The following is a 24,204-nucleotide window of genomic DNA, read 5'->3' as shown; positions in this document are numbered from 1 at the left end:
CACAACCGCGAATCGATCCGGCACCGCGCGCCGCAAACGGCGGAGCCGAGATTACAATTCAGGGTTGATGAGCGCGCCGATGGCGGCCGAGCGGGATCCGGTGCGCTCCTTCAGGAGCTTACCGTCGCGCAAACCCTGCGTTGACCGTATCACCGGAGTTGCGTTGCATGGCCCCACTTGGGAGGGTCGAAGGCGTAGGGTATGACGCCCCCGTGTCGCGGACCCAGACAATGCCCTGCCCGTCGGGTTTCGAGCCCCGGAATCCCCAGCGCCTCGCCGCTCTGCAGGCCTACGCCATCCTCGACACGCCCCCGGAGCGGGCGTTCGACGAGATCGCCGAGATGGCCGCCCAGGCCTGCGGCACGCCGATGGCGCATATCACCTTCGTCGACGCCGACCGGCAGTGGATCAAGGCCGCGGTGGGCCACGCCCGGCAGGCGATGCCGCTCGAACATGGCTTCTGCACCGAGGCGATGCGCACGGACGGCATCCTGCTCCTGCCGGACCTGACGGCGGAGCCGGATCGCGCCGCCAACGCCCTGGTCACCGGGGAGCCGCACCTGCGCTTCTACGCGGGCGTCGCCCTGGTGACGCCCGACGGCTGGGCCATCGGCACCCTCTGCGTGCTCGACCGGGAGCCGCGCACCCTGACCGATCAGCAGGTCTTCGTCCTGAAGGCGCTCGCCCGGGCGGTGATGACGCAGCTGGAGTCCCGCTGCGCCGAGGCAACCCTGCGCCGCACCGAGGAGCGCCATCGCTCGCTCTTCGCCTTCCTCAACGCCGGCTTCTGCATCGTGGAGATGATCTTCTCCGCGGAGGACCGGGCGGTCGATTACCGCTTCCTGGAGGTCAACGCCGCCTTCGAGCGGCAGACCGGCCTGGCCGACGTGGTCGGGCGCACGATGCGGGACTTCGTGCCCGGCCACGAGCAGCACTGGTTCGATCTCTACGGCCAGGTCGCCCGGACCGGTCAATCGGTCCGGTTCGAGCAGCAGGCCGGCAGCCTCGGCCGCTGGTACGACGTGCACGCCTACCGGGTCGACGGGCCGATGCGAAACCGCGTCGCGATCCTGTTCAACGACATCACCGAGCGCCGCCGGAGCGAGATGGTGCTGCAGGCGCGGGAGGCGGAGCTGCGCCTCGTGGCGGACGCGATGCCGGTGCTGATCGCCTTCATCGACCGCAACCTCGTCTACCAGTTCGCCAACGCCGCCTACGAGACCTGGACGGGCCAGTCCGCCGCCCAGGTCGTGGGGCGGACCGTGACCGATCTCCTCGGCGCCGAGGCCTTCGAGGTCCGGCGGCCCGCCATCGCGCGGGCGCTCGCGGGCGAGGAGATCCGGCACGAATGGGCCTGGACCTTCCCGGACGGGGAGAGCCGCACCGCCGACACGCGCTACCTCCCCCGCCGCGGGCCGGACGGGCAGGTCGACGGGTTCTACGTCTTCGCCCACGACATCTCCGAGCGGAAGCGGGTCGAGGACCTGCTTCAGTCGCGGACCGAGCGCCTGGAGGCGCAGGTCGCCGCGCAGAGCCGGGACCGCGACCGGGTCTGGACGCTCTCGCCGGTGCTGAAGCTGGTCTCGGACCGGGACGGGCGGGTGCAGGCGGTGAACCCGTCCTGGAGCCGGGCGCTCGGCTGGTCCGAGGGCGAGACCCTGGGCCGGGCGGCCCTCGACTTCGTGGCGGATCCGGAGCGCGAGGCCGCGCGGTCCGCCCTGCGGCCGCTCTGCGAGGATCGGCGGGTCGAGGATGTGGAGCTGGCCTGCGTGACCCATTCCGGGGACCGGCGGCGCGTGCTCTGGACGGTCGTGCCGGAGGACGGGCTGTTCTACGGGTTCGGCCGCGACATCACCGAGCAGCGCCAGGCCGAGGAGGCCCTGCGCCAGTCGCAGAAGCTGGAGGCGATCGGCCAGCTCACCGGCGGCGTGGCGCACGACTTCAACAACCTGCTCACGATCATCCGCTCCTCGGTGGAGTTCCTGCGCCGGCCCGACCTCGCCGAGGAGCGGCGGCGCCGCTACCTCGACGCGGTGTCCGATACGGTCGACCGGGCCGCCAAGCTGACCGGCCAGCTCCTCGCCTTCGCCCGGCGGCAGGCGCTCAAGCCCCAGGTCTTCGATATCTGCACCCGCCTGCGCAGCATCGCCGACATGCTCGATTCGGTGACCGGCGCGCGGATCCGCGTGACCATCGACCTGCCGGAGACGCCCCGGTACGTGCGCGCCGACGAGAGCCAGTTCGAGACGGCCCTGATCAACATGGCGGTCAACGCCCGGGACGCCATGGACGGGGAAGGCGGCCTGACCCTGCACCTCGACGCCGATTGCCCGATGCCGCCGATCCGCGGGCATGCCGGCGCCAAGGGGCCATTCGTGGCCGTGCGGGTCTCCGACACGGGGGCCGGCATCCCGGCCCCGGATCTCGGGCGGATCTTCGAGCCGTTCTTCACCACCAAGGAGGTCGGCAAGGGGACCGGGCTCGGCCTGTCCCAGGTGATCGGCTTCGCCAAGCAGTCGGGCGGCGACATCGACGTGGCGAGCGCGCTCGGCGGCGGCACGACCTTCACGCTGTACCTGCCGCAGGTCGCCGCCCCCGCGATGGCCGAGGCCGCCCGCGACGCGCAGCCGGAGGCGGAGCCGCAGCGGGGCCTGTGCATCCTCGTGGTGGAGGACAATCTCGGCGTCGGCCGGTTCTGCACGCAGATCCTGGAGGATCTGGGCCACGCCCCGGTCTGGACGAAATCCGCCGAGGAGGCGCTCGCCGAACTCGACACCACGCCGGACCGCTTCGACGTGGTGTTCTCGGACGTGGTGATGCCCGGCATGGGCGGCTTCGCGCTCGCCCGGCAGTTGCAGACCACGCGGCCCGACCTGCCGGTGGTGCTGACCTCGGGTTACAGCCACGTGCTGGCCAAGGATGACGCCCACGGTTTCGCCCTGGTGCGCAAGCCCTACTCGGCCGCGCAGCTCGCCCAGGTGCTGTACGAGGCCGCCAAGCGGCGCGGCCCGCCGAAGCCGCTGCCCATCGCGGCGGAGGGTGCGGCGCAGGCGTGACGGGCTTCGTGTCTCGCGTCTTGCCCCGGACAGCGGGAGTGTGAGCAGAACCCGATCCGGGATCTTGCACACAGGGCGCCGCGAAGCGGCACAGGTTCATCCCGATTTACGTTTCGCCACGTCTTACGGCGGATTCCGCGCTCCGTTCCGCTGACGCGTCATGCGCTTCGGGGCAGGGACGACAGACATTCCGCTCGGGACCTCCGAACACGTGCCGGAGGTCCGGCGTCAATCAAGCTCGGACACACGCCATACCCGTCTGGAACAACCCGACCGGTTTCGGGTTGACGCAGTGCAGCACGACGATGGCGTCGTCATGCTGCTGCCCCTCGTGGGCGTTTCCTCCCAAGACTTCGGACCGCCCCTTGAGGGCGGTCTTTTTTTGGGCCACTTTCCATCAACGCGGCCGACGGTCGGAAGTTCTCAGGACATTCTTAAGTTTGCCGTCGCGGGGACCCGGCTCACGCCGCGAGGGCGAGCAACGCGAACGTCGCGAGCCAGTGCTCGCCCATGTAGTCCCCCGCCACGTGCGGAAGCCCGGCCGCGAGATGGGCCTCCGCCGCCGCGATCAGCACCGGCCGGCGGCGATCCTCCGGAGGCAGGGCGCCGGCGAGCGCCCGGAAGCACCACGCCCGGCTGAGGTTCAGCCCGTCGAGATGGGCGATCTTGCCGTCGCTGCGATCGGTGGCCGTGGCCGGGCGGAACAGCGTCGCGGGCCGGCCCGCAGCGAGTTCGGGCAGGAACCGGTCGAACCAGGGCTCGAACCGCTCCGGCGGCAGCAGGCGGCGCATGCACTCGGCCTCGATCAGCGCGGAGGACAGGAAGTCGTCGCCGCCCGGCTCACCCCAGGCGGGGCAATCCACGTCCGCCCCATACCAGCGCTCGGCCTTCTGCAGCAGCAGGGCCCGGAGCGCGGCATCCCCCGCCCCTTCGGCATAGTCGGCGGCCAGGCGCAACGCGAAGGCGGTGTTGAAATGGGTCCCGACCCGCACCGGGTAGGGCGCCAGCGGCAGGAAATCCCGGAACCGCCGGACCACGATTCCGGCGAGGGGCGCCAGCGCCGCGGCCCAGCGGGGCTCGTCCAGGCCCCCGAGCTCGTCGGCGAGTTTCAGGAGCCACGCCCAGCCGTAGGGGCGCTCGAACCCCCGGGCGCTCGGCTGGCCGAGATACGCACATTCCCCCGCGACCTTGTCGGGGGTCAGCTGCGCGTCGAAGTGGGCGCGGATCGCCCCGGCCTCGGCGGCCTCCGGGAACAGGCGCAGCACGCGGGCGAGCAGCCAGTGGGCGTGGACGCAGGAATGCCAATCGTAGCTGCCGTAGAAGACCGGGTGCAGCGCGGCGGGGGTGCGGGCATCCTCCGGCCCCGCCAGAACATGGCCCGGCTTGTTCGGGTACTCGCGGGTGACGTGGCCGAGGGCGAGGGTCGCGAAGCGGGCGGCGATCGCCGGGGTCAGGACGGGTGGCATCGCGGAACTCCGAGTCTGGAGGCGCCGGCATAGCCGGTCGGGTGGCGGCCGTCAGGACAGCGGGTCGCTTTGCCGGGGCGCGGGCAGATCGGCTATCGAGCCTTCCACCGCCCCGCCGGCCTCACCGGAAGCCCCATGCGCCGCGCGCTGCTCGCCGTCCTTCTCGCCGCCCTCGTGATTCCCGCGCCCCTCGCGGCCGCGCCCGACCCGAGCCGCGACGTCCTCTGGGCGGCGCTGAAGACCTGCGTGCTGGCCAAGCGGCTCGCCAACCGGACCTTCCCGTGCCTCTCGGTCGATCTGGGCGACGCAGAGCGTCCGGGCACGGCGGTGCTCCGCGCCCCCGGGGAGCCGACCCACAGCGTCCTCATGCCCACCGACACCGTGGCGGGCCTGGAGGCGCCGGTCCTGCGGGGCCCGCGCGGGGCCGCCTACTGGCGGGCGGCGCTGGCGGCGCGGCCCTTCGTGGCGGACGTGTTCAAGGGAAAGCTGTCGCCCGCCGCGGTGGGGCTCGCGGTCAACTCGGCCCAGGGCCGCAGCCAGGACCAGCTCCACATCCACCTCGACTGCCTGCGGCCGAGCGTGCTGGCGGCCCTGAAGGCGCATGGCCGCCAGGTCCAGCGGCGCTGGAGCCGCTTCCCGGTGGCGCTCGCCGGCGACCGCTACTACGCCCTGCGGGTGCCGGAGGCGGAGGCCGAGCGCTTCAACCCGTTCGCGGCCCTGCACGGCCTGCCGGGCGCCCGGCCGGACCTGCACCGCACGAGCTTCGCGGCGGTGGCGACGCAACCGGGCGATCCCGAGCCGGGCTACATCCTGCTGGCCTACCGGGCGCCGAAGGCCAGCGCCGAGGACGTGATGGACCACAGCTGCGCCGCTGCGGATCGGGGCGCCTGAGCGATCCTCAGCCGGCCTGGGGCGGCGGCAGCGCCTCCAGCAACTGGCGCAGGAACGCCCGCACCGCCTTCGGCAGCCGCCGGTCGCGCATGGCCTGGACCTGGATGCCCCGCGCGAGGCCCGCCCGGGCGCGGATCGGCAGGCTGACCAGCTCCTTGAGCTGCACGGGCGTCTGCACCGACAGCGCCGACATCAGCGCCAGCCCCCGCGAGCGCCGCACGAAGGGCAGCAGCGTCGAGAGGTTGTTGGCCGTCAGAACCGGCTCGACCGCGATGCCCTCCAGCGCGCAGGCGGCGTCGAAGGCCTGCCGCAGGGTCGTGTCCCGGGTCGTGAGCGCGACCGGATAGGCCACCAGATCGGCCAGCCGCAGGGCCGTGGCGCCCGCCAGGGGGTGGTTGGCGGCGGCGAGCACCCGCATCTCGACCTGCGCGTCATAGAGCACCTCGACCTGCGCGGTGGGCGCGAGCGCGAAGGTGATCCCGAGATCGGCCTCCCCCATGGCCACGATCTGGGTCACCTGCGCGGGCGGCAGGACCGTCACCTCGAACCGGATGCCGGGATGGGCCGCGTGGAAGGCCGCGATGGCGTTCGGCACGATATCGAGGGCGAAGCCCTCGGCGCTCGCCACCCGGATCAACCCCCGGGCGAGCCCTTCGAGTTCGCGGATCTCCGTGACCACCTGCTCGGCGCGAATCAGCACCTGATGGGCGTGCTGCGCCAGAAGCTCGCCCGCCGGGCTCGGCACCATGCCGCGCGGGCGCCGCTCGAACAGCACGCAGTCGAGCTCGGCCTCCAGGTTGGCGATCTGCCGGCTGATCGCCGAGGCCGCGACGTTGAGCTGCGCGGAGGCCGCAGCAATCGAGCCAGTGCGGGCGACGGCCAGGAAGTAGCGGAGGCCCGTCGTTTGCACTATCCTACCTCGATCGGACTATACAGCCATATCCGTTGCCGATACGGCAAGGCAGCACTCGCCAAATTCTACTTGTTGCGATCCCAGATGCACAACATCATCGCAGGGTGAAAAAGGCGGCAGCCGCGGATTGCTCCGTGTGACCTGTCCGCCGCGCCGTCGGAGCCTCCATGCCGCTACGGACTCTCACCCGGGCCGCCACCTTGGCCGCCTCGCTCGCGACGCTGATCGCCGCGCACCCGGCGCTGGCCGGCAAGGCCAACGACACGCTGGTCTACGCCTCGGACAGCGAGCCGGAAAACGTCAGCCCGTATCACAACAGCGCCCGCGAGGGCGTGATCCTGGCCCGGAACTGCTGGGACACGCTGCTGTACCGGGATCCCAAGGACGGCACCTACAAGCCGATGCTGGCGACCGCCTGGACCTGGGCGGACGACACGACCCTCGATCTCACGATCCGCGACGGCGTGGTGTTCCACAACGGCGACCCGCTCGGGCCGGAGGACGTGGCGTTCACGTTCAACTACGTGCTGACGCCCGAGGCCCGTACCGTCACCCGCCAGAACGTCGACTGGATGAAGTCGGTGGAGGTGACCGGCCCGCACACGGTCCGCATCCACCTGAAGGCGCCGTTCCCGGCGGCCCTCGAATACCTCGCCGGGCCGACCCCGATCTTCCCGGCCAATTACTTCAAGAAGGTCGGCCTCGACGGCTTCGCCAAGGCGCCGGTCGGCAGCGGCCCCTACAAGATCACCAAGGTCGATAGCGGCCGCGGCGTCAGCATGGAGCGGTTCGACAAGTACTGGGCCGGCAGTCCGCTGGGTAAACCGAAGATCGGCAAGCTGCAGTTCCGCGTCATCCCGGACGGCGAGAGCCGGGTGGCCGAATTGATGACCGGCGGCGTCGACTGGATCTGGCGGGTGCCGAGCGATCAGGCCGAGCAACTGCGCGCCGCGCCCAACATCACGGTGCTCAATTCCGAGACGATGCGGGTCGGCTTCCTGCAGTTCGACACGTTGGGCCGGGCGAAGGAGAACTCGCCGCTCAAGGACGTGCGCGTCCGGCAGGCGATCTCCTACGCCATCGACCGCAAGGCGATGGTCGACAATCTCGTGCGCGGCGCCTCGCGGGTGATGAACGCCCTGTGCTTCGTCGACCAGTTCGGCTGCACCGACCAGGGGGTGATGCGCTACCCCTACGACCCCGCCAAGGCCAAGGCGCTGCTCAAGGAAGCCGGCTACCCGAACGGCTTCGAGATCGACCTCGGCGCCTATCGCGAGCGCGACTACGCCGAGGCGGTGATCGGCTATCTCGGCGCCGTCGGCATCAAGGCGCGGCTCAACTACCTGCGCTACGCGGCGTTCCGGGATTCGCTGCGCGCCGGCAAGACCTCGATCGGCTACCAGACCTGGGGGTCGTTCTCGGTCAACGACGTCTCGGCCTTCGACGGGGTGTATTTCCGCGGCGGCGAGGAGGATCTGACCAAGGATCCGCAGGTGATCGCCGACCTGCAGGAGGGCGACGGCTCGACCGATCCCGAGAAGCGCAAGGCCGCCTACGCCAAGGCGCTCCAGCGGATCGCCGGAGAGGCCTACGCCCTGCCGATGTTCTCCTACTCGACCAACTACGCCTTCACGTCGGACCTGAACTTCACCGCCCAGCCCGACGAGGTGCCGCGCTTCTACGCGGCGTCGTGGAAGTGAGGGTGGTGGTCGTGGCGCGACCGGCCCCCTCTCCCGTGCGGGAGAGGGTTGGGGTGAGGGATCAGGTCTTCCCGGAGAGGTCGCACCCCTCACCCTGTCCCTCTCCCGCACGGGAGAGGGGACCCGCGATCCAGCCGGGCTCCGATGGCCGAAGCCGATCCGGTCCGCATCGCCAAAAGGGAGCCTGAGCCATGCTGGCCTTCACGGTTCGGCGCGTGCTGGTCGCCCTGGCGGTGGCCGTCACCGTCTCGGTGGCGAGCTTTCTGCTCCTCCACCTCTCGGGCGATCTCGCCACGGCCATCGCCGGCCCGGAGGCCACCGGGCCGCAGATCGCGCAGATCCGCCAGGATTACGGCCTCGACCAGCCGCTGCTGACCCAGTTCCTCACCTGGAGCTGGCGGGCCCTGCACCTCGATTTCGGCAACTCCTTCTACTTTCGCGAGCGGGTGATCGACCTGCTCGCCGCCCGCCTGCCGATCACCCTCTATCTCGGGTTCATCGCGCTGGCCGTGGCGCTGTTCGTGGCCATTCCCCTCGGCGTCGTCGCGGCCGTGAAGCGGGACACCTGGATCGACCGGACGGCGCTCGCCGTCTCGGTGCTCGGCCAGGCGATGCCGAGCTTCTGGTTCGGCCTGACGCTGATCCTGATCTTCTCCGTCAATCTCCGCTGGCTGCCGGTCTCGGGCAACGCCACGTGGAAGAACTTCGTCCTGCCGGCAATCGCGCTCGGCTACTACGCCATGCCGGCCGTGATGCGGCTCACCCGCAACGGCATGCTGGAGGTGCTGGCCTCCGACTATGTCCGCACCGCCCGCGCCAAGGGGCTGCCGCCCCGGAAGATCCTGGTGCGCCATGCGCTGCGCAACGCCGTGATCCCAGTGATTGCGCTCGCGGCGGTGCAGTTCGGCTTCATGCTCGGCGGCTCGATCGTGATCGAGGCGGTGTTCTCGCTCCAGGGCCTCGGGCAGCTCGCCTGGGAGTCGATCGCCCGCAACGACTTCCCCGTGGTCCAGGCGATCGTGCTGGTGCTGGCCATGATCTACATCGGCCTGACGCTCGCCGCCGACCTGCTGAACGCCTTCCTCGACCCGCGCCTGCGCCAGTCGTGAGGATCCGCCGATGAGCCTCCCCCCCGACACGGCGGCGCTCGCCGCCCCCGCCCTGCCCCCGGACGCGCCGGTCGCGCTGGCCCCGGTGCCCTCCCCCACCCGCCTGATCCTGCGGCGGGGCCTGCGCCACACCGGCTTCCTGATCGGGGCCGGGATCCTCGGGCTGATCGTGCTGGCGGCGCTGGCCGCCCCGCTCATCGCGCCGCACGACCCCTACGCGCAGGACGTGTCCCGCCGGCTGATCCCGCCGATCTGGCAGGCCAAGGGCACCTGGGACCACGTGCTCGGCACCGACAAGCTCGGCCGCGACTACCTGAGCCGCCTGCTCTACGGCGGCCAGATCTCCCTGCTGATCGGGATCTCGGCGGCGCTGATCTCCGGGCTGATCGGCACCACGCTCGGCCTGTGCGCCGGCTATTTCGGCGGCTGGGTCGATTCGGTGGTGAGCTACATCGTCACCACGCGGCTCGCCATGCCGGTGGTGCTGGTGGCGCTCGCCATGGCGGCCCTGGTCGGCGGCTCCCTGAAGGTGGTGGTGCTGGTGCTGGGCTTCCTGCTCTGGGACCGCTTCGCCGTGGTGACCCGGGCCGCCACCCAGCAGATCCGCAATCAGGATTTCGTCTCGGCCGCCCGCGCCGCCGGGCTGACCGACCTGCGCATCATCGGCCAGGAGATCCTGCCCAACATCATGAACGCGCTGATCGTCGTGGCGACCCTGGAGATGGCCCACGCGATCCTGCTGGAGGCCGCCCTGTCGTTCCTCGGCCTCGGCGTGCAGCCGCCCCTGCCCTCCTGGGGCCTGATGATCGCCGAGGGCAAGCAGTACATGTTCTTCCAGCCTTGGGTGATCACCATCCCGGGCGTGGCGCTCCTCCTCCTCGTGCTGGCGATCAACCTCCTGGGGGATGGCCTGCGCGACATCACGGCGCCCGAGGCGCGCCACTGACGATGCCGGCCGGCCCGGCACCAGATTGTTTCACGGGAAACACACCATGACGCGAGACGCCGCCATCGCGCGCGCCACAGAGGCCTTCGACTCGGGCGCGTTCCTCGCGCTCCTGCGGGAGGCGGTGGCGATGCCGACCGAGAGCCAGGCCCCCGGCCAGGAGAAGGCCCTGCGCGCCTACCTCGATACCTTCATCGTGCCTTTGGTGACCCGGCTCGGCTTCGCGACCCCAAAAATCTTTCCGAACCCCGACGGGGTGCACGGCCCGTTCCTGATCGCCGAGCGGCACGAGGGCGCCGACCTGCCGACCGTGCTGATCTACGGCCACGGCGACACGGTGCGGGGCTATCCCGAGCAGTGGCGGGAAGGGCTCGGCCCCTGGGAGATCGTGGTCGAGGGTGACCGCTGGTACGGGCGCGGCACCGCCGACAACAAGGGCCAGCACGTCCTCAACCTCGCCGCCCTGGAGCAGGTGATCGCGGCCCGCGAGGGCCATCTCGGCTTCAACGTGAAGCTGCTGATCGAGATGGGCGAGGAATCCGGCTCCCCGGGCCTGCGGCCGTTCTGCCGGGCGCAGGCCGAGGCCCTGCGGTCCGACGTGCTGATCGCCTCGGACGGGCCGCGGCTGAACGGCGAGCGCCCGACCCTCTTCCTGGGCTCCCGCGGCGCCTACAATTTCGAGCTGAGCCTCAACCTGCGCGAGGGCCCGCACCATTCCGGCAACTGGGGCGGCCTGCTGCGCAACCCCGGCACGGTGCTGGCCTCGGCGATCGCCTCGATGGTCGACGCGCGGGGCAGCATCCTGGTGGACGCCCTGCGGCCGCCGCCGATCCCCGAGGGCGTGCGCGCGGCGCTCGCCGACATCCGCGTCGGCGAGGACCCGACCGCGCCCACGATCGATGCCGACTGGGGCGAGCCGGGCCTCACCCCGGCCGAGCGGGTCTTCGCCTGGAACACCCTGGAGGTGCTGGCCTTCAAGACCGGCGATCCGGACGGCCCGCTCAACGCCGTGCCGCCCCACGCCAAGGCGACCCTGCAGCTGCGCTTCGTGGTCGGCACCGACTGGCAGAACCTCATCCAGAACGTGCGTGCCCATCTCGACGCGCACGGCTTTCCGATGATCGAGGTCCGGCCGGCCCGGGCCGCGGAGGTGTTCCAGGCGACGCGGCTGCCCGTGGAGGATCCCTGGGTCGAGTGGGCGCTCCAGTCGATCGAGGCGAGCTCGGGCAAAAAACCGGCGCTGTTGCCCAATCTCGGCGGCTCCCTGCCGAACGACGCCTTCTCGGAGATTTTGGGCCTGCCGACCCTCTGGGTGCCGCATTCCTACCCGGCCTGCCGCCAGCACGGGCCCGACGAGCACATGCTCGCCTCCGGCACCCGCGAGGGCCTGGCGATCATGGCCGGCCTGTTCTGGGACCTGGCCGAGGCCGGACCCGACATCCTCCGCCGCCGCACCGCGAGGGCCTGAACCATGGGCGAGCCGGTCGTCCGCATCCGCGATCTGACGATCGCGCTCCCCAAGGGCGCCGACCGGCCGCACGCGGTCGAGGGCCTGAACCTCGACCTCGAGGCCGGAAAGATCCTGTGCGTGGTCGGGGAATCGGGCTCGGGCAAGTCGATGAGCGCCTACGCGCTGACCGGCCTCCTGCCCCGGGCGCTGAAGCCCACCGCCGGCACGATCCTGTTCGAAGGCCGGGACCTCCTGGCCCTCGACGAGCCCGCGTGGCGCGGGTTGCGGGGCCGGCGCATCGCCATGGTGTTCCAGGAACCGATGACGGCCTTGAACCCGGTGATGCGGATCGGCGACCAGATCGCCGAGATGTTCGAGGCCCACAACCTGCTCACCCGCAGCGAGCGCTGGGCCCGGGCGGTGGCGCTCGCCACCGAGGTCGGCCTGCCGAACCCCGAGGAGGCGGTGCGGGCCTACCCGCACCAGCTCTCCGGCGGCCAGCGGCAGAGGGCGATGATCGCCATGGCGCTGGCGCTGGAGCCCTCGGTGCTGGTGGCCGACGAGCCGACCACGGCCCTCGACGTCACCACCCAGGCCCAGATCCTCCGGCTGATCCGCGACCTGCAGCGGAAGCGCGGGATGAGCGTCCTGTTCATCACCCACGATTTCGGCGTGGTGGCGGAGATCGCCGACCACGTGGCGGTGCTCCAGCGCGGGCGGCTGGTGGAATCCGGCTCGGCCGACGCGGTGCTGCGCAACCCGCAGGCACCCTACACCCGGGCGCTCCTCGCCGCCGTCCCGAGCCTGACGCCGCCGCCGCGCGCGCCCCTCGCGGCGGCCCCGGTCGCCCTCTCGGTGACCGGGCTGTCCAAGACCTATTCCGGGCGCTCCGGCCTGTTCGGCAAGCCGCGCGTCGTGGCGGCCGTCCAAGACGTCTCCTTCGACGTGCGCCGCGGCGAGACCCTGGGGATCGTCGGCGAATCCGGCTCCGGCAAGTCGACCACGGCGCGGCTGGCGATCCGGCTGATCGAGCCCGATGGCGGCACGGTCCGGCTGGGGGACCTCGACTACACGGCGCTGAAGAGCGGCGCATTGCGCGACAAGCGCAGCCGGATCCAGATGATCTTCCAGGACCCGTTCGCGTCCCTGAACCCGCGGCGCACCGTGGAGCAGATCATCACGGCGGGCCCGATCGCCCACGGAATCCCGGCCGCCGAGGCGCGGGAACGGGCGCGCAGCCTCCTCGACCTCGTCGGCCTCGATCCGAAGGCCGCCGCCCGCTACCCGAACGCCTTCTCGGGCGGTCAGCGCCAGCGCATCGGCATCGCCCGGGCGCTCGCCATGGAGCCGGACGTGCTGGTGGCCGACGAGGCGGTCTCGGCGCTCGACGTCTCGGTCCAGCGGCAGGTGCTGGACCTGCTGGAGGATCTGAAGCAGAGGTTGTCCCTGGCGATGCTGTTCATCACCCACGATCTGCGGGTGGCCGCCACGATCTGCGACCGGATCGCCGTGATGCACCGGGGCGCCATCGTGGAGATGCGGGGCACCGCGGACCTGTTCGCGGCGCCGGAGCACGCCTACACGCGCAGCCTGCTGGCGGCCGTCCCGGGCGCCCAGCCGGGCGCGCACGCGTCCTGAACGCCGCCCGGGCCTGGATCGGGCTCATCTGGGACGCTGAGACAAGTTTTTTGGACAGAGTCGCCCTGTCGGGAATCGGACCATTCGGTAGGATGAGCCGTGTCGAGGGTCGAGCGCCCCGGCGGATTCACGGCCAAACCCGCTATCCGTCCACGCTCGCATCTCGCACGCGGACGGGAATTTTCAGCGTGTCGATCTCAGACCAGCCCGACGATATCCGGCGCACCACCAAGCGCTCCGTGCCGGCCGCGCCGGCCCCGCTGCGCCGGGGGCCCGACAAACGGGTCACGCGCTGGATCGGCGCGGGTCATCGCAAGCCGGCGCAGCCCGGTGCCGAGCCCGCGGGCACGATCGTCCAGGCCATGCCGGGTCAGGTCATCAAGCTGAGCTGGGCCGACACGTTCGGTCGGCCCGCCCGCCCCGACCCGGGCCAGGGGTTCCGGTCCCATCCGATCACGGCACAGGTGCTGCCGTTCCAGCGCCGGTCGGATCGTCAGGATACGGCGCCCTGCGGCGGCGATCAGCCGTCCGTGCCGGTCCTGCGCTGATCGACCCGGCCGCCGGGAACGCCGAGGCCGATCGCCTTCGCGAGCGCCGAGCGCTGCGCGGCGTAGCCGGGCGCGGTCATCGGATAATCCTCCGGCAGGCCGTAGCGCTCGCGGTAGAGCTCGGGCGTCAGACCGTGGGCGGTGAGATGGCGCTTCAGGGTCTTGTAGGACCGCCCGTCGATGAAGCTGGTGATGCCGTCCTGCTGGACCGACTTGCGGATCTGCGCGGGCGTCGGCTGCTCGACCGGCGGCGCGGCCTCGGCGACGGGCTGTCCGCCGAGATTGTTCAGCGCCGCATGCACGCCGGCCATCAGGTCGGGCAGTGCGGACGGCGGGACGGAATTGTTCGCGACATAGGCCGCGACGATTTCCGCCGCGAGCTTGACGCGCTCGAGGGCGGTTTCCGGATTTTTTTCGGGCACGGTGAAAGTCCGATCAAAGCTTTCGAGGGCGACGTCCCAGGTTCCAAAAGCAAAAACCAGGCATGTGTCAAGCTCCCCTCGACCGTTTGCGCGCCGAGGAAACCGCACTTCGATACAGTTGGCTGGAAGTCCTGCGACGGATGATTCGATCTACGGAACGTTCCGCGGCAAGTCGCCGACATCTACAGCAACATAGGATTCCCTGAAGGGCATGACTGCAGCGTACGATCCGTGCACGGTTTTGTAGGCTGCAAGACCGTGCGCGGCCGCGATGAATTGCGGGCCTGTGGATTGCGAATCAGGCTCACCCGGGCCCCATCCGGGGGGGGGATCCCCGCGCACAGCCTCTCGGATCTCCTGAACAGCGCCGGTCTCGCGTCGGCGCAGACCGGGATCGCCGCCGCGGGCCGCATCGGTGCGCGGCGCCGAAACCCGATGCGATACGGCGCGCCCGCTGCGCACCGGCTTCGTTCCGACGGGCGCGGCCTGGGGAGACCGCGTCGGCTCAGGCCTGCATGCCCCAGCGCCGGATCGTGCGGGCCTCGATGGTCTGGAAGATCAGGTTCTCGACCACGAGGCCGATCAGGATCACGGTGAGCAGCCCGGCGAACACGTTGGGGATGTCGAGCATGTTCTTGTTCTCGAAGATGAACCAGCCGAGCCCCCCCGAGCCCGACGACACCCCGAACACCAGCTCGGCCGCGATCAAGGTCCGCCACGCGAAGGCCCAGCCGACCTTCAGGCCGGTCAGGATCGCCGGGAAGGCCGCCGGGATCAGGATCTTGCCGATCAGCCGCGGACCCGACAGCCCGTAATTGCGCCCCACCATGGTCAGCGTCCGGCTCACCGACAGGAAGCCCGAATGGGTGTTGAGCGCGATCGCCCAGGTGACCGAGTGGACCAGCACGAACACGAGGCTGCCGTTGCCCAGGCCGAACCAGATCAGCGCCAGCGGCAGCAGCGCGATCGCCGGCAGCGGGTTGAACATGGCGGTCAGCGTCTCCAGCACATCCGTGCCGATCCGCGACGCGATGGCGAGGCCGGTGAGCAGGCTCGCCAGGGCGACGCCCGCCGCGTAGCCCATCAGCAGCACCTTGAGCGACGACCAGGCGCGCGCCGGCAGCGTGCCGTCCATGATGCCCCGGGCGAACGCCTCCACGGTCGCCGTGAAGGTCGGGAACAGGAGGTCGTTGTCGAGATAGCGCCCGTAGGCCTCCCAGATCCCCGCCAGCACCGCCAGGATCACCAGCTTGCGCAGCCAGCCCTGGTTGAACAGCCGCTCGAAGACCGACAGCGGCTTCTCCACCACCGGGGCGCCCGCCCCGCCCCGGGCCGGGCCCAGCGCGTGCTCGATCTCGGGCCGGGCCGACGGGGCCGGGCGGGATGACAGGACCGGGGACACGGCCGGCGGTACGGCGCGGACCGGATCGAGGACTGGGGCGCTAGACATTCTCGGCCTCCGGGATTTCCTCGGCAAACAGCATCTGCTGGATGCGGCTCTCCAGGGCCAGCGCGGCCTCCGGCGTGGCGGCGCTGTTGAGCTCGGCCTTGACCTCGCCCGGGTGCGGCGACAGCAGCAGGATGCGTGCGCCGACCTTGATCGCCTCGGGGATCGAGTGGGTGACGAACAGCACGGTGAAGCGCGTGCCCTCCCACAGGGCCAGCAGCTCGTCCTGCATGCGCCGGCGCGTGAGCGCGTCGAGCGCCGCGAACGGCTCGTCCATCAGCAGGATGTCGGGCTCCATCGCCATGCCGCGGGCGATGGCGACGCGCTGCTTCATGCCGCCCGAGAGCGTGTGCGGGTAGCTGTCGGCGAAGCGCGTCAGGTGGACCTTGTCGATGTACAGATCCGCCCGCTCGCGCGCTTCCCGGCCCTTCAGGCGGCCGGAGGCTTCGAGCGCGAACACGACGTTCTGGCGGACCGTCTTCCAGGGCAGGAGCTGGTCGAACTCCTGGAACACCATCATGCGGTCGGGCCCGGGCTGGGTGACGGGCCGGCCCTTGAGGCGGATCTCGCCCTCGGTCGGCGCCATGTAGCCGCCCACCGCCTTGAGCAGCGTCGACTTCCCGCAGCCCGAGGGACCCAGGAGCACGAATCGGTCCCCGGGAAAGACCCGGAAGCTCACCCGGTAGGTGGCCGTCACCAGATGGTCGCGCGTCTTGTACCGCAGCGTGACCCCGTCCACCTCCAGAAGAGGTTGATCCGTATCCATCCATCCTCCCGGGCGCCGCGGCTTGATGCGCGTTTCGCTGAGGGCTCCACGATGGTCCGGCCCTCACGGGAAAGTGTATCGGTGCGCCGAAGAGGCTGTAAAGGCCGTTATTTTGTATGTGGCGGGATTAATATCCCCAGGACTCCATCCCGGCCCGTCACGCCGGGTGCCACCATCGGCCCTTGAGCACCACGCCCTCCGCGGTGATCCGCTGGGCGCCCGTCATGTGCTCGCCGCGGGTGTCGACGTAGTCGAATGCCCCGTCCCGGAGCGCCAGCACGGTGGCGTCGCCCAGCGCGCCGACCTTCAGGGTGCCGTACTCCATCCGCTTGACCGCCACGGCGGCGTTCACCGTGGAGGCCGCGATGACGTCGGTGAGGCTCATGCCGAGGCAGAGCATCTTCGACATGGTGGTGACCTGATCGAAGGCCGGCCCGTCGATGCAGAGCTGGTGCACGTCCGACGAGATCGTGTCGGGCAGGAAGCCGCCCGCCATCATGGCCCGCGCCGTCTTGAACGCGAACGAGCCCTTGCCGTGGCCGATGTCGAACAGCACGCCCCGCGCCCGGGCCTCGCGCACGGCCGGCTTCACCGCGCCTTGCGCGGTCACGGGGGAATTCGGGAAGGGCCGGAACGCGTGGGTCAGCACGTCGCCGGGGCGCAGCATCGCCAGCACCTCCTCGTAGCTCGGCGGCGGCTCGTCGATATGGGCCATCAGCGGCAGGCCGGTCTCTTCCGCCACCTGCAGGGCGATGTTGAGGGGCGCGGTGCCCTGGTCCCCGGAGGAATTGCGCCCGACCCGGACCTTGATGCCGATGATCACGTCCCGGTTGGCCTCGGCGACCTCGACCGCCTCCCGGGGCGCCATGAGCCGCGGATCCTGGCTCTCGCCGACCATGATGGTCTTCGAGAAGGCATAGATGCCCGCGAAGGAGACGTGGAGATAGGCGAGGATCCGCGCCTCGGAGCGGTCGATCACGTGCTTGCGGAAGCCCGCGAAGTTGCCGGGCCCGGCGCTGCCGGTATCGACCGACGTGGTGACCCCGGAGGTGCGGCAGAACTCGTCGGCGTCGATGCCGATCGAGGTGCCGCCCCAGTAGACGTGGGTGTGCAGGTCGATCAGGCCCGGCGTGACGATCGCGCCGGCCATGTCGCGCACCTGCGTGCCCGGTCCGGCCTGGAGGTCCCGGCCGAAGCCCGAGACCCGGCCGTCCGCGAAGGCGACATCGCAGATCCCGTCATGGTTCTGCGACGGGTCGATGACCCGCGCGCCCTTCAGGATGAGGTCGTGCTGCACGTGAGACTCCAGATGCTTCTACGGGACGCCGAACCGTCCTGGTGCGCGACGCGGTCCGGGGTTTCCAAAGGGCGCGGCCCTTTGGTGGGTCGTCAGGGCGAAGTCCTGACAGATCGGGCAGGGCCCGACGATCGGGCGCAGCCCGACGATCGGGCGCAGCCCGACGATCGGGCGCGTCCCGACAGCAGGGCTCCGCCCTGCACCCGCAAAAGGTCCCGGACCTTTTGAAACCACGACCTTCTCTGACATGTCAGGCTGCCTGGGCGGGGGCGGCCATGTCGTTGAGATGGCAGGCGGCGAAGTGGCCCGAGCCGACGGCATCGAGGCCCGGCACCTCGGTCCGGCAGCGGTCGAAGGCGTGCGGGCAGCGGGTGTGGAAGCGGCAGCCCGACGGCGGGTTGATCGGGCTCGGCACGTCGCCCTTGAGCACGATCCGGGTGCGCCCGGCCCCGGGCTCGGGGATCGGCACCGCCGAGAGCAGCGCCTGGGTGTAGGGGTGCTTGGGCGCCAGGAAGATGTCCCGGCGCGGGCCGATCTCGACGATCTTGCCGAGATACATCACCGCCACCCGGTGGGTCATGTGCTCGACGATGGCGAGGTCGTGCGAGATGAACAGCATGGCGAGGTCGAGCTCGCGCTGGAGATCGCGCAGCAGGTTGACGATCTGCGCCTTCACGGAGACGTCGAGCGCCGAGACCGCCTCGTCGCAGATGATCAGGTCCGGCTCGGCGGCGAGCGCCCGGGCGATGCCGATGCGCTGGCGCTGGCCGCCCGAGAACTCGTGGGGAAAGCGCCCCAGCGCCTCGCGCGGCAGGCCGACCCGCTCCATCAGGCTGGCGAGCCGGCTCTCGAGGTCGGCGCCGTTGCGGGCCAGCCCGAAATTGCGGATCGGTTCGGCCAGGATCGCCCGCACCCGCATCCGCGGGTTGAGCGACGAGAACGGGTCCTGGAACACCATCTGGATGTGGCGCCGCAGGGGCCGCAGCGTCCCGGCCGAAAGATCGTCGATGCGTCGCCCGTCGAGCACCACCTGGCCGGCGGTGGGCGCGTAGAGGCGCATCAGCGCCTTGGCGACCGTGGACTTGCCGCAGCCGGATTCGCCGACGAGTGACAGGGTCTCGCCGCGGGCCACCGTGAAGGACAGGCCGTCCACCGCCTTGAGCACGCGCTTGGACCGGCCGAACAGGCCGCCGCCGAGGGCGAAGTGCTTCTTGAGGTCGTTGACCTCCAGCAGGGTGCGAGAAGCCGGATTCATGGACGGGGCTCCCGATCAAGGTGAAGCGCGCCGACAGCCGCGCATTCCCTCCCCCCTCTGCGGGGGAGGGTGGGCCTCGCGTCAGCGAGGGTCGGGAGAGGGGAGCGACGGTGCAGAACGAAGCCTCGGCCGGCATGACGGCCGCGCCTTTCTCTGAAGCCGCGCTCCCCTCTCCCCCCCTGCTGCGCAGGGTACCCTCCCCCGCAGAGGGGGGAGGGAGGGCGCGTGCAGGTGCCGGTCTGATCAGAAAAAAGAATCATGCCGCCAGCGCGTCCTTCGGCGCGTAGTGGCAGGCGGCGAGGTGGCCCGGCGCCTTCGGCTCCAGGGCCGGGGCGTAGGCGCGACACAGGTCGGTGACGTCCGGGCAGCGGCCGGCGAAGACGCAGCCCTCGATCCGGCCCTTGAGGCTCGGCACCATGCCGGGGATCTCGGCGAGCCGTTCGTCGCCGCCGTGCTCCACGGCGCCGAGCTTGGGCACCGCCCCCATCAGGCCCCGGGTGTAGGGGTGGCGCGGCGCCCGGAACAGGTCGCGGACCGACGCCTCCTCGACCTTGCGGCCGGCATACATCACCACCACCCGGTCGGCGACCTCGGCCACCACCCCGAGATCGTGGGTGATCAGCATGATGGCGGCCCCGACCCGGGCCTTCAGGTCGCGCATCAGGTCGAGGATCTGGGCCTGGATGGTGACGTCGAGGGCCGTGGTGGGCTCGTCGGCGATGAGCAGCTTCGGCGAGCAGGCGAGCGCGATGGCGATCATCACCCGCTGGCGCATGCCGCCCGAGAGCTGGTGCGGGTATTCCCGCACCCGGCGCTTCGGCTCGGGGATGCCGACCAGCGTCAGCATCTCCACGGCCCGGTCCTCGGCGGCGCGCCGGCTGAGGCCCTGGTGCAGGCGGAGCGTCTCGCCGATCTGGCGGCCGACCGTCAGCACCGGGTTCAGCGAGGTCATCGGCTCCTGGAAGATCACGCTGATGTCGTTGCCGCGGATCTTGCGCATGGCGCTGTTGGGCAGATCGAGGAGGTTCTTGCCTTCGAACTTGATCGCGCCGGCGATGCGGGCCGGCGGCTCGGGCAGGAGCCGCAGGATCGACATCGAGGTCACCGACTTGCCGCAGCCGGATTCGCCCACGATCGCCAGGGTTTCGCCCGACTGAATCGCGAACGAGACCCCGTCCACCGCCCGGTTCACCCCGTCGGGGGTGCGGAAATGGACCTGCAGGTTCTCGATCGACAGGAGGGGTGTGGCGCTCATGCTGCCGCTCATCAGACGTCCTTCGCCATGCGGGGGTCGAGGGCATCGCGCAGGCCGTCGCCGACGAGGTTCACGGCGAGCACGGTCATCGAGAGGAAGACCGCCGGGAACAGGATGATGTAGAACTTCACCTGCCAGAGCGCCCGGCCCTCGGCCATGATGTTGCCCCAGGAGGGGGTGGCCGGCGGCACACCCGCGCCGATGAACGACAGGATCGCCTCGGTGATCATCGCGGAGGCGCAGATATAGGTCGCCTGCACGGTCATGGGCGCCAGGGTGTTGGGCAGGATGTGGCGCCAGATGATCGCCGGCATCCGGGTGCCCGTGGTCACCGCCGCCTCGACGTAGGGCTGCTCGCGCAGGGACAGCACCACGCCGCGCACGAGGCGCGCGACGCGGGGGATCTCCGCGATGGTGATGGCGATGATCACGTTCTGGATCGAGCCGCGGGTCAGCGCCATCAGCGCGATGGCGAGCAGGATCGGCGGGATCGACATCATGCCGTCGACGATCCGCATGACGATCCCGTCGAGCCAGCGCACCATGCCGGAGACGAGCCCGACCGCGAGCCCCGCGACCGAGGCGAGGAACGCCACCGCGAAGCCGACCAGCAGCGAGACCCGCGCCCCGTAGACCACCCGCGAGTAGACGTCGCGGCCCAGCATGTCGGTGCCGAACCAGTGCTGCGCCGAGGGCATCCGGGTGCGCTTGGCGGGCGCCAGGGCGGTCGGATCGACCGTGCCGAGGTAGGGCGCAAGCACGGCCATCAGGAAGACGACCAGCAGCAGCACGCCGCCGACCACGATGGTCGGGTTGCGGCGCACATAGGACCAGACCCGGCCCCGGCGCTTGCGCACCGGGATGACGTCGGGCAGCGGCGCCGCGACGGCGAGGCCGGGCGGCGGCGGTGCCTTGGGGAGCGTGCCCCCGGGCGGGGCGCCCGCCTGCGGGGCGTGATCGGGGAAGGGCGCGACGGTCGCGGTCAATAGCGGATCCTCGGGTCGAGCACGGTGTAGAAGAGGTCGATGGCGAGGTTCACGAGCACGTAGACGAAGCTGAACAGCAGCACGACGCCCTGGATGACCGGGTAGTCGCGCCGCAGGATCGCATCGACCGTGAGGCGCCCGAGGCCGGGGATCGCGAAGACCGTCTCGGTCACCACCGCGCCGCCGATCAGCAACGCAATGCCGATGCCGATCACCGTGACGATCGGCACCGCGGCGTTCTTGAGGGCGTGGACGAACAGGACCGGGCCCTGCGCCAGCCCCTTGGCCCGGGCGGTGCGCACGTAATCCTGGCTCAGCACGTCGAGCATGGTGGCCCGGGTCACCCGGGCGATCAGCGCGATGTAGACGAGGCCCAGCGTCACCGCCGGCAGGATCAGGTTCGCCAGCCAGGGCCAGAGCCCCTGCTCGATCGGCGTGTAGCCCTGGACGGGCAGCCAGCCGAGCTGGAGGGCGAAGACGTAGGCCAGGATGTAGCCGACCACGAAGACCGGCACCGAGAAGCCCGTCACGGCGAGCCCCATGACGAGGCGGTCGATCAGGCTGCCGGCCTTCCAGGCGGCGACGACGCCGAGCGGCACCGCCACCGCGATCGCGAAGACCAGGGTGACGAGCATCAGCGAGACGGTGGGCTGCACCCGCTGGCCGATCATGGTGGTGACCGGCAGGTTGGTGAAGATCGAGGTGCCGAGATCCCCGTGCAGGATGTGCCAGGACCATTCCCCGAACCGCACCAGGAAGGGCCGGTCGAGGCCGAGCGTGGCGCGGATGCGGACGATATCCTCGGGGCTCGCCTGATCGCCCGCGATGATGGCGGCCGGATCGCCGGGGGCGAAGTAGAGGAGGCTGAAGACGAACAGCCCGACCACCGCCATGACGGGGATGGTGGCGAGGATGCGCCTGCCGATATAGCCGAGCATGGGTCCTCGCTATCGTGCCGGGCCGAGGGCGCGGCGGGCGCCGCGTGACTCCCTCTCCCCTCTGCGGGTACCGACATTCACACGTCGGGGTCGGGCGCCGACGCTGGCGACAGAGCGCGACGTGCCCCCTCTCCCGGGCGGGAGAGGGTTGGGGTGAGGGACGAGGAGGTTCAGGACAGAGCGCGCCACCGACGCGCCGACAGGTCGCGCCGCTTTCTGAGAGTTCTCATCCCTCACCCGGCTTTCTGCGAAAGCAGACCTCTCCCGCACGGGAGAGGGGACCCGCGCCTTATCCTGCCGCCGCGTTGCCGAGTGCGAGGCCCGAAGCTGGTCACCGGCACGAGAAACCGGGCGGGTCGGGCGACCCGACATGGCGAAGCCTTGCATCATCACGCCTTCGACACGCCCCAGGTGAACGGGATCGGCCCCTTCACGATGCCCGAGACGTTCTTCCGCCACGCCTGGTAGCCGAGGAAGAATCCGGTCGGCACGTAGACCACGCCCTCGCAGGCGGCGGCGTTGACCTTGTCGATGGCGGCCTTCTCGGAGGCCGGGTCGGCGGCGTCGAACCACTCGGAGATCGCCGCCTCCACGGGCGGGATGTTGGGCCAGCCGAACCACGCCTTGTCGCCGTTGGCCCGCACCGCCGGATAGCCCGCCGGATTGATGCAGTCGGCGCCCGCGTGCCACGTGTGGAACATGTTCCAGCCGCCTTGGGCAGGCGGCGCCTTCGAGGCCCGGCGGGTGCCGGTGGTGCCCCAGTCGGTGGCGACGAAATCGACGTTGAAGCCCATCTGCTTCAGGAGGTCGGCGGTGATGTCGCCCTGCGCCTTGGTGATCGACTGGTCCTGCGCCACGATGCAGGTGACGGGCTCACCCTTGTAGCCGGCCTCCTTGAGCAATTTCTGGCCGAGCTTGATGTCGCCCTTGCCGACCTGGCCGCCGCCCGCCTCGCTGTAGAGCGCCGTGCCCGGGGTGAAGAAGCCCGGCAGTTTCTTCCAGAGGCTGTCGTCGTCGCCGACGATCGCCCGCATGTAATCCTCCTGGCTCATGGCGGTCAGGACGGCCTGGCGGATCTTCGGGTTGTCGAAGGGCGGATGCAGGTGGTTCATCCGGAACGACCCGATATTGCCCAGCGGATCGGCGATATCGACGTTGAGGCTGCTGTTCTTGCGCAGGAGCGGCACGAGGTCCGAGATCGGGTTCTCCCACCAGTCGACCTCGCCGTTCTGCAGCGCCGCCGAGGCGGTGGCGGCGTCCGGCATGATCACCCACTCGACCCGGTCGACGAGGATCCGCTTGCCGCCCGCGAGCCAGGAATTCGGCTCCTCGCGGGGCTTGTAGCCGGCGAACTTCTCGAACACCGCCCGGGCGCCCGGAACCCACTCGTTGCGGACGAACTTCATCGGCCCGGAGCCGACATATTCGGTGATCTGCGTGAACGGGTCGGTCTTGGCGATCCGCTCCGGCATGATCAGCGCCATCGGGGCGTTGGTCTTGCCGAGGGCGTAGAGCAGCTTCGGGAACGGCTTCTTGAGGCGCCAGCGGAAGGTCCGGTCGTCGGTGGCGGCGAGTTCATCCTGGATGCCGCGGATCATGATGCCGATCGGGTCCCGGGCCATCCAGCGGGTCAGGCTCGCCACGACATCCTTCGCCTGGACCGGCTCGCCGTCATGCCACGTGAGGCCGGGGCGCAGCCGGAAGGTCCAGGTCAGCTTGTCGCCCGAGACCTCCTCGGACTCGACCATCTGGCGCTGCGGCTTCAGTTGCTCGTCGACGCCGTACAGCATGTCCCACACGAGGGTGCCGGCGTTGCGCACCACGTACTGCGTCCCCCAGATTGGGTCGAAATTGGCGAGGTTCGCCTGGGGCACGAAGCGGAGGACTTTTGCCCCTTGAGCGACCGCGGGCATCGCGATCTGCGGCGCAGCCAGCCCGAGCGCGGCCGAGCCCTTGAGGAAGGTCCTGCGATCCATCGTGATCTCCCTGGCGGTGCGTGTCTCAGGCACTGATCGCCGGCCCACACCTTGCGGGCGAGTTTGAACAATTCTTAGGCAGGGACGCAATGGCCCGGCGTGACAACGGGGACGGGACACGTGCGCCTGCAACCGCCGGATCGGC

General features: G+C 70.5%; 19 protein-coding genes. 8 read left to right on the top strand and 11 right to left on the bottom strand.

Annotation, left to right across the window (positions count from 1 at the left end):
• Positions 1-230 precede the first annotated feature (230 nt).
• A complete protein-coding gene (locus AAHG09_RS26140) occupies positions 231-3,056 on the top strand; it encodes a PAS domain-containing protein (RefSeq protein WP_342110421.1) in 2,826 nt (941 codons plus the stop codon).
• Positions 3,057-3,517: 461 nt separating this feature from the next.
• Here AAHG09_RS26140 and AAHG09_RS26135 read toward each other — a convergent pair whose 3' ends face one another.
• On the bottom strand, positions 3,518-4,522 hold the full coding sequence (locus AAHG09_RS26135) for a DUF2891 domain-containing protein (protein WP_342110420.1): 1,005 nt from the start codon (positions 4,520-4,522) through the stop codon (positions 3,518-3,520).
• Positions 4,523-4,657: 135 nt separating this feature from the next.
• Between AAHG09_RS26135 and AAHG09_RS26130 the strand changes: the two genes are divergently transcribed.
• Complete coding sequence (locus AAHG09_RS26130; RefSeq protein WP_342110419.1) at positions 4,658-5,413, top strand: CDP-diacylglycerol diphosphatase; 756 nt, start codon at positions 4,658-4,660, stop codon at positions 5,411-5,413.
• A gap of 7 nt (positions 5,414-5,420) precedes the next feature.
• Here the strand turns inward: AAHG09_RS26130 and AAHG09_RS26125 are convergent, their stop codons facing one another.
• Positions 5,421-6,323 carry a LysR family transcriptional regulator gene (locus AAHG09_RS26125; protein ID WP_342110418.1) on the bottom strand — a complete coding sequence of 301 codons (903 nt, stop codon included), beginning with the start codon at positions 6,321-6,323 and terminating at the stop codon, positions 5,421-5,423.
• A 170-nt stretch (positions 6,324-6,493) separates the two neighbouring features.
• Here AAHG09_RS26125 and AAHG09_RS26120 point away from each other — a divergent pair, with 170 nt between their 5' ends.
• The 6 genes from AAHG09_RS26120 (at position 6,494) to AAHG09_RS26095 (ending at position 13,717) form a co-directional block, all read left to right on the top strand.
• Complete coding sequence (locus AAHG09_RS26120) at positions 6,494-8,026, top strand: ABC transporter substrate-binding protein (RefSeq protein ID WP_342110417.1); 1,533 nt, start codon at positions 6,494-6,496, stop codon at positions 8,024-8,026.
• A 191-nt stretch (positions 8,027-8,217) separates the two neighbouring features.
• Positions 8,218-9,135 (top strand): ABC transporter permease, encoded by a 918-nt coding sequence (locus AAHG09_RS26115; RefSeq protein WP_342110416.1) that lies wholly within the window; start codon positions 8,218-8,220, stop codon positions 9,133-9,135.
• 10 nt (positions 9,136-9,145) lie between these two features.
• Positions 9,146-10,081 (top strand): ABC transporter permease, encoded by a 936-nt coding sequence (locus AAHG09_RS26110; protein WP_342110415.1) that lies wholly within the window; start codon positions 9,146-9,148, stop codon positions 10,079-10,081.
• A gap of 46 nt (positions 10,082-10,127) precedes the next feature.
• Positions 10,128-11,549 carry a M20 family metallopeptidase gene (locus AAHG09_RS26105; RefSeq protein ID WP_342110414.1) on the top strand — a complete coding sequence of 474 codons (1,422 nt, stop codon included), beginning with the start codon at positions 10,128-10,130 and terminating at the stop codon, positions 11,547-11,549.
• A gap of 3 nt (positions 11,550-11,552) precedes the next feature.
• Positions 11,553-13,169 carry an ABC transporter ATP-binding protein gene (locus AAHG09_RS26100; protein WP_342110413.1) on the top strand — a complete coding sequence of 539 codons (1,617 nt, stop codon included), beginning with the start codon at positions 11,553-11,555 and terminating at the stop codon, positions 13,167-13,169.
• 188 nt (positions 13,170-13,357) lie between these two features.
• On the top strand, positions 13,358-13,717 hold the full coding sequence (locus tag AAHG09_RS26095) for a hypothetical protein (RefSeq protein ID WP_342110412.1): 360 nt from the start codon (positions 13,358-13,360) through the stop codon (positions 13,715-13,717).
• Here the strand turns inward: AAHG09_RS26095 and AAHG09_RS26090 are convergent.
• The 9 genes from AAHG09_RS26090 to AAHG09_RS26050 all read right to left on the bottom strand — a co-directional run bounded on the left by AAHG09_RS26090 (position 13,690) and on the right by AAHG09_RS26050 (position 24,059).
• Positions 13,690-14,139, bottom strand: a complete 450-nt coding sequence (locus AAHG09_RS26090) for a Ros/MucR family transcriptional regulator (protein WP_342110411.1) — start codon at positions 14,137-14,139, stop codon at positions 13,690-13,692. The genes AAHG09_RS26095 and AAHG09_RS26090 overlap by 28 nt on opposite strands.
• Before the next feature lie 505 nt (positions 14,140-14,644).
• Positions 14,645-15,589 (bottom strand): ABC transporter permease, encoded by a 945-nt coding sequence (locus AAHG09_RS26085; RefSeq protein ID WP_342110410.1) that lies wholly within the window; start codon positions 15,587-15,589, stop codon positions 14,645-14,647.
• The gene (locus AAHG09_RS26080) at positions 15,582-16,352 is read right to left on the bottom strand and encodes an ABC transporter ATP-binding protein (protein WP_244004117.1); all 771 of its coding nucleotides are present in this window, start codon (positions 16,350-16,352) and stop codon (positions 15,582-15,584) included. Before AAHG09_RS26080 ends, AAHG09_RS26085 begins: the two co-directional genes overlap by 8 nt.
• 157 nt (positions 16,353-16,509) lie before the next feature.
• Positions 16,510-17,649, bottom strand: a complete 1,140-nt coding sequence (locus AAHG09_RS26075; RefSeq protein ID WP_342110409.1) for an amidohydrolase/deacetylase family metallohydrolase — start codon at positions 17,647-17,649, stop codon at positions 16,510-16,512.
• 250 nt (positions 17,650-17,899) lie between these two features.
• The gene (locus tag AAHG09_RS26070) at positions 17,900-18,904 is read right to left on the bottom strand and encodes an ABC transporter ATP-binding protein (RefSeq protein ID WP_342110408.1); all 1,005 of its coding nucleotides are present in this window, start codon (positions 18,902-18,904) and stop codon (positions 17,900-17,902) included.
• A 256-nt stretch (positions 18,905-19,160) separates the two neighbouring features.
• Entirely contained in the window at positions 19,161-20,171 is a 1,011-nt protein-coding gene (locus AAHG09_RS26065) for an ABC transporter ATP-binding protein (protein ID WP_342110407.1), read from the bottom strand.
• Positions 20,171-21,145, bottom strand: a complete 975-nt coding sequence (locus AAHG09_RS26060) for an ABC transporter permease (RefSeq protein ID WP_412760095.1) — start codon at positions 21,143-21,145, stop codon at positions 20,171-20,173. The genes AAHG09_RS26065 and AAHG09_RS26060 overlap by 1 nt, the downstream gene beginning before the upstream one ends.
• Positions 21,142-22,083: an ABC transporter permease gene (locus AAHG09_RS26055; RefSeq protein WP_342110406.1), complete on the bottom strand. Its 942-nt coding sequence runs from the start codon at positions 22,081-22,083 to the stop codon at positions 21,142-21,144. The genes AAHG09_RS26060 and AAHG09_RS26055 overlap by 4 nt, the downstream gene beginning before the upstream one ends.
• A 389-nt stretch (positions 22,084-22,472) precedes the next feature.
• Positions 22,473-24,059: an ABC transporter substrate-binding protein gene (locus AAHG09_RS26050; protein WP_342110405.1), complete on the bottom strand. Its 1,587-nt coding sequence runs from the start codon at positions 24,057-24,059 to the stop codon at positions 22,473-22,475.
• Positions 24,060-24,204: the final 145 nt, after the last annotated feature.

It is taken from the genome of Methylobacterium guangdongense, from assembly GCF_038442355.1.
Lineage (GTDB): Bacteria > Pseudomonadota > Alphaproteobacteria > Rhizobiales > Beijerinckiaceae > Methylobacterium > Methylobacterium guangdongense.
This window is presented reverse-complemented; position numbering and strand designations above follow the sequence as displayed.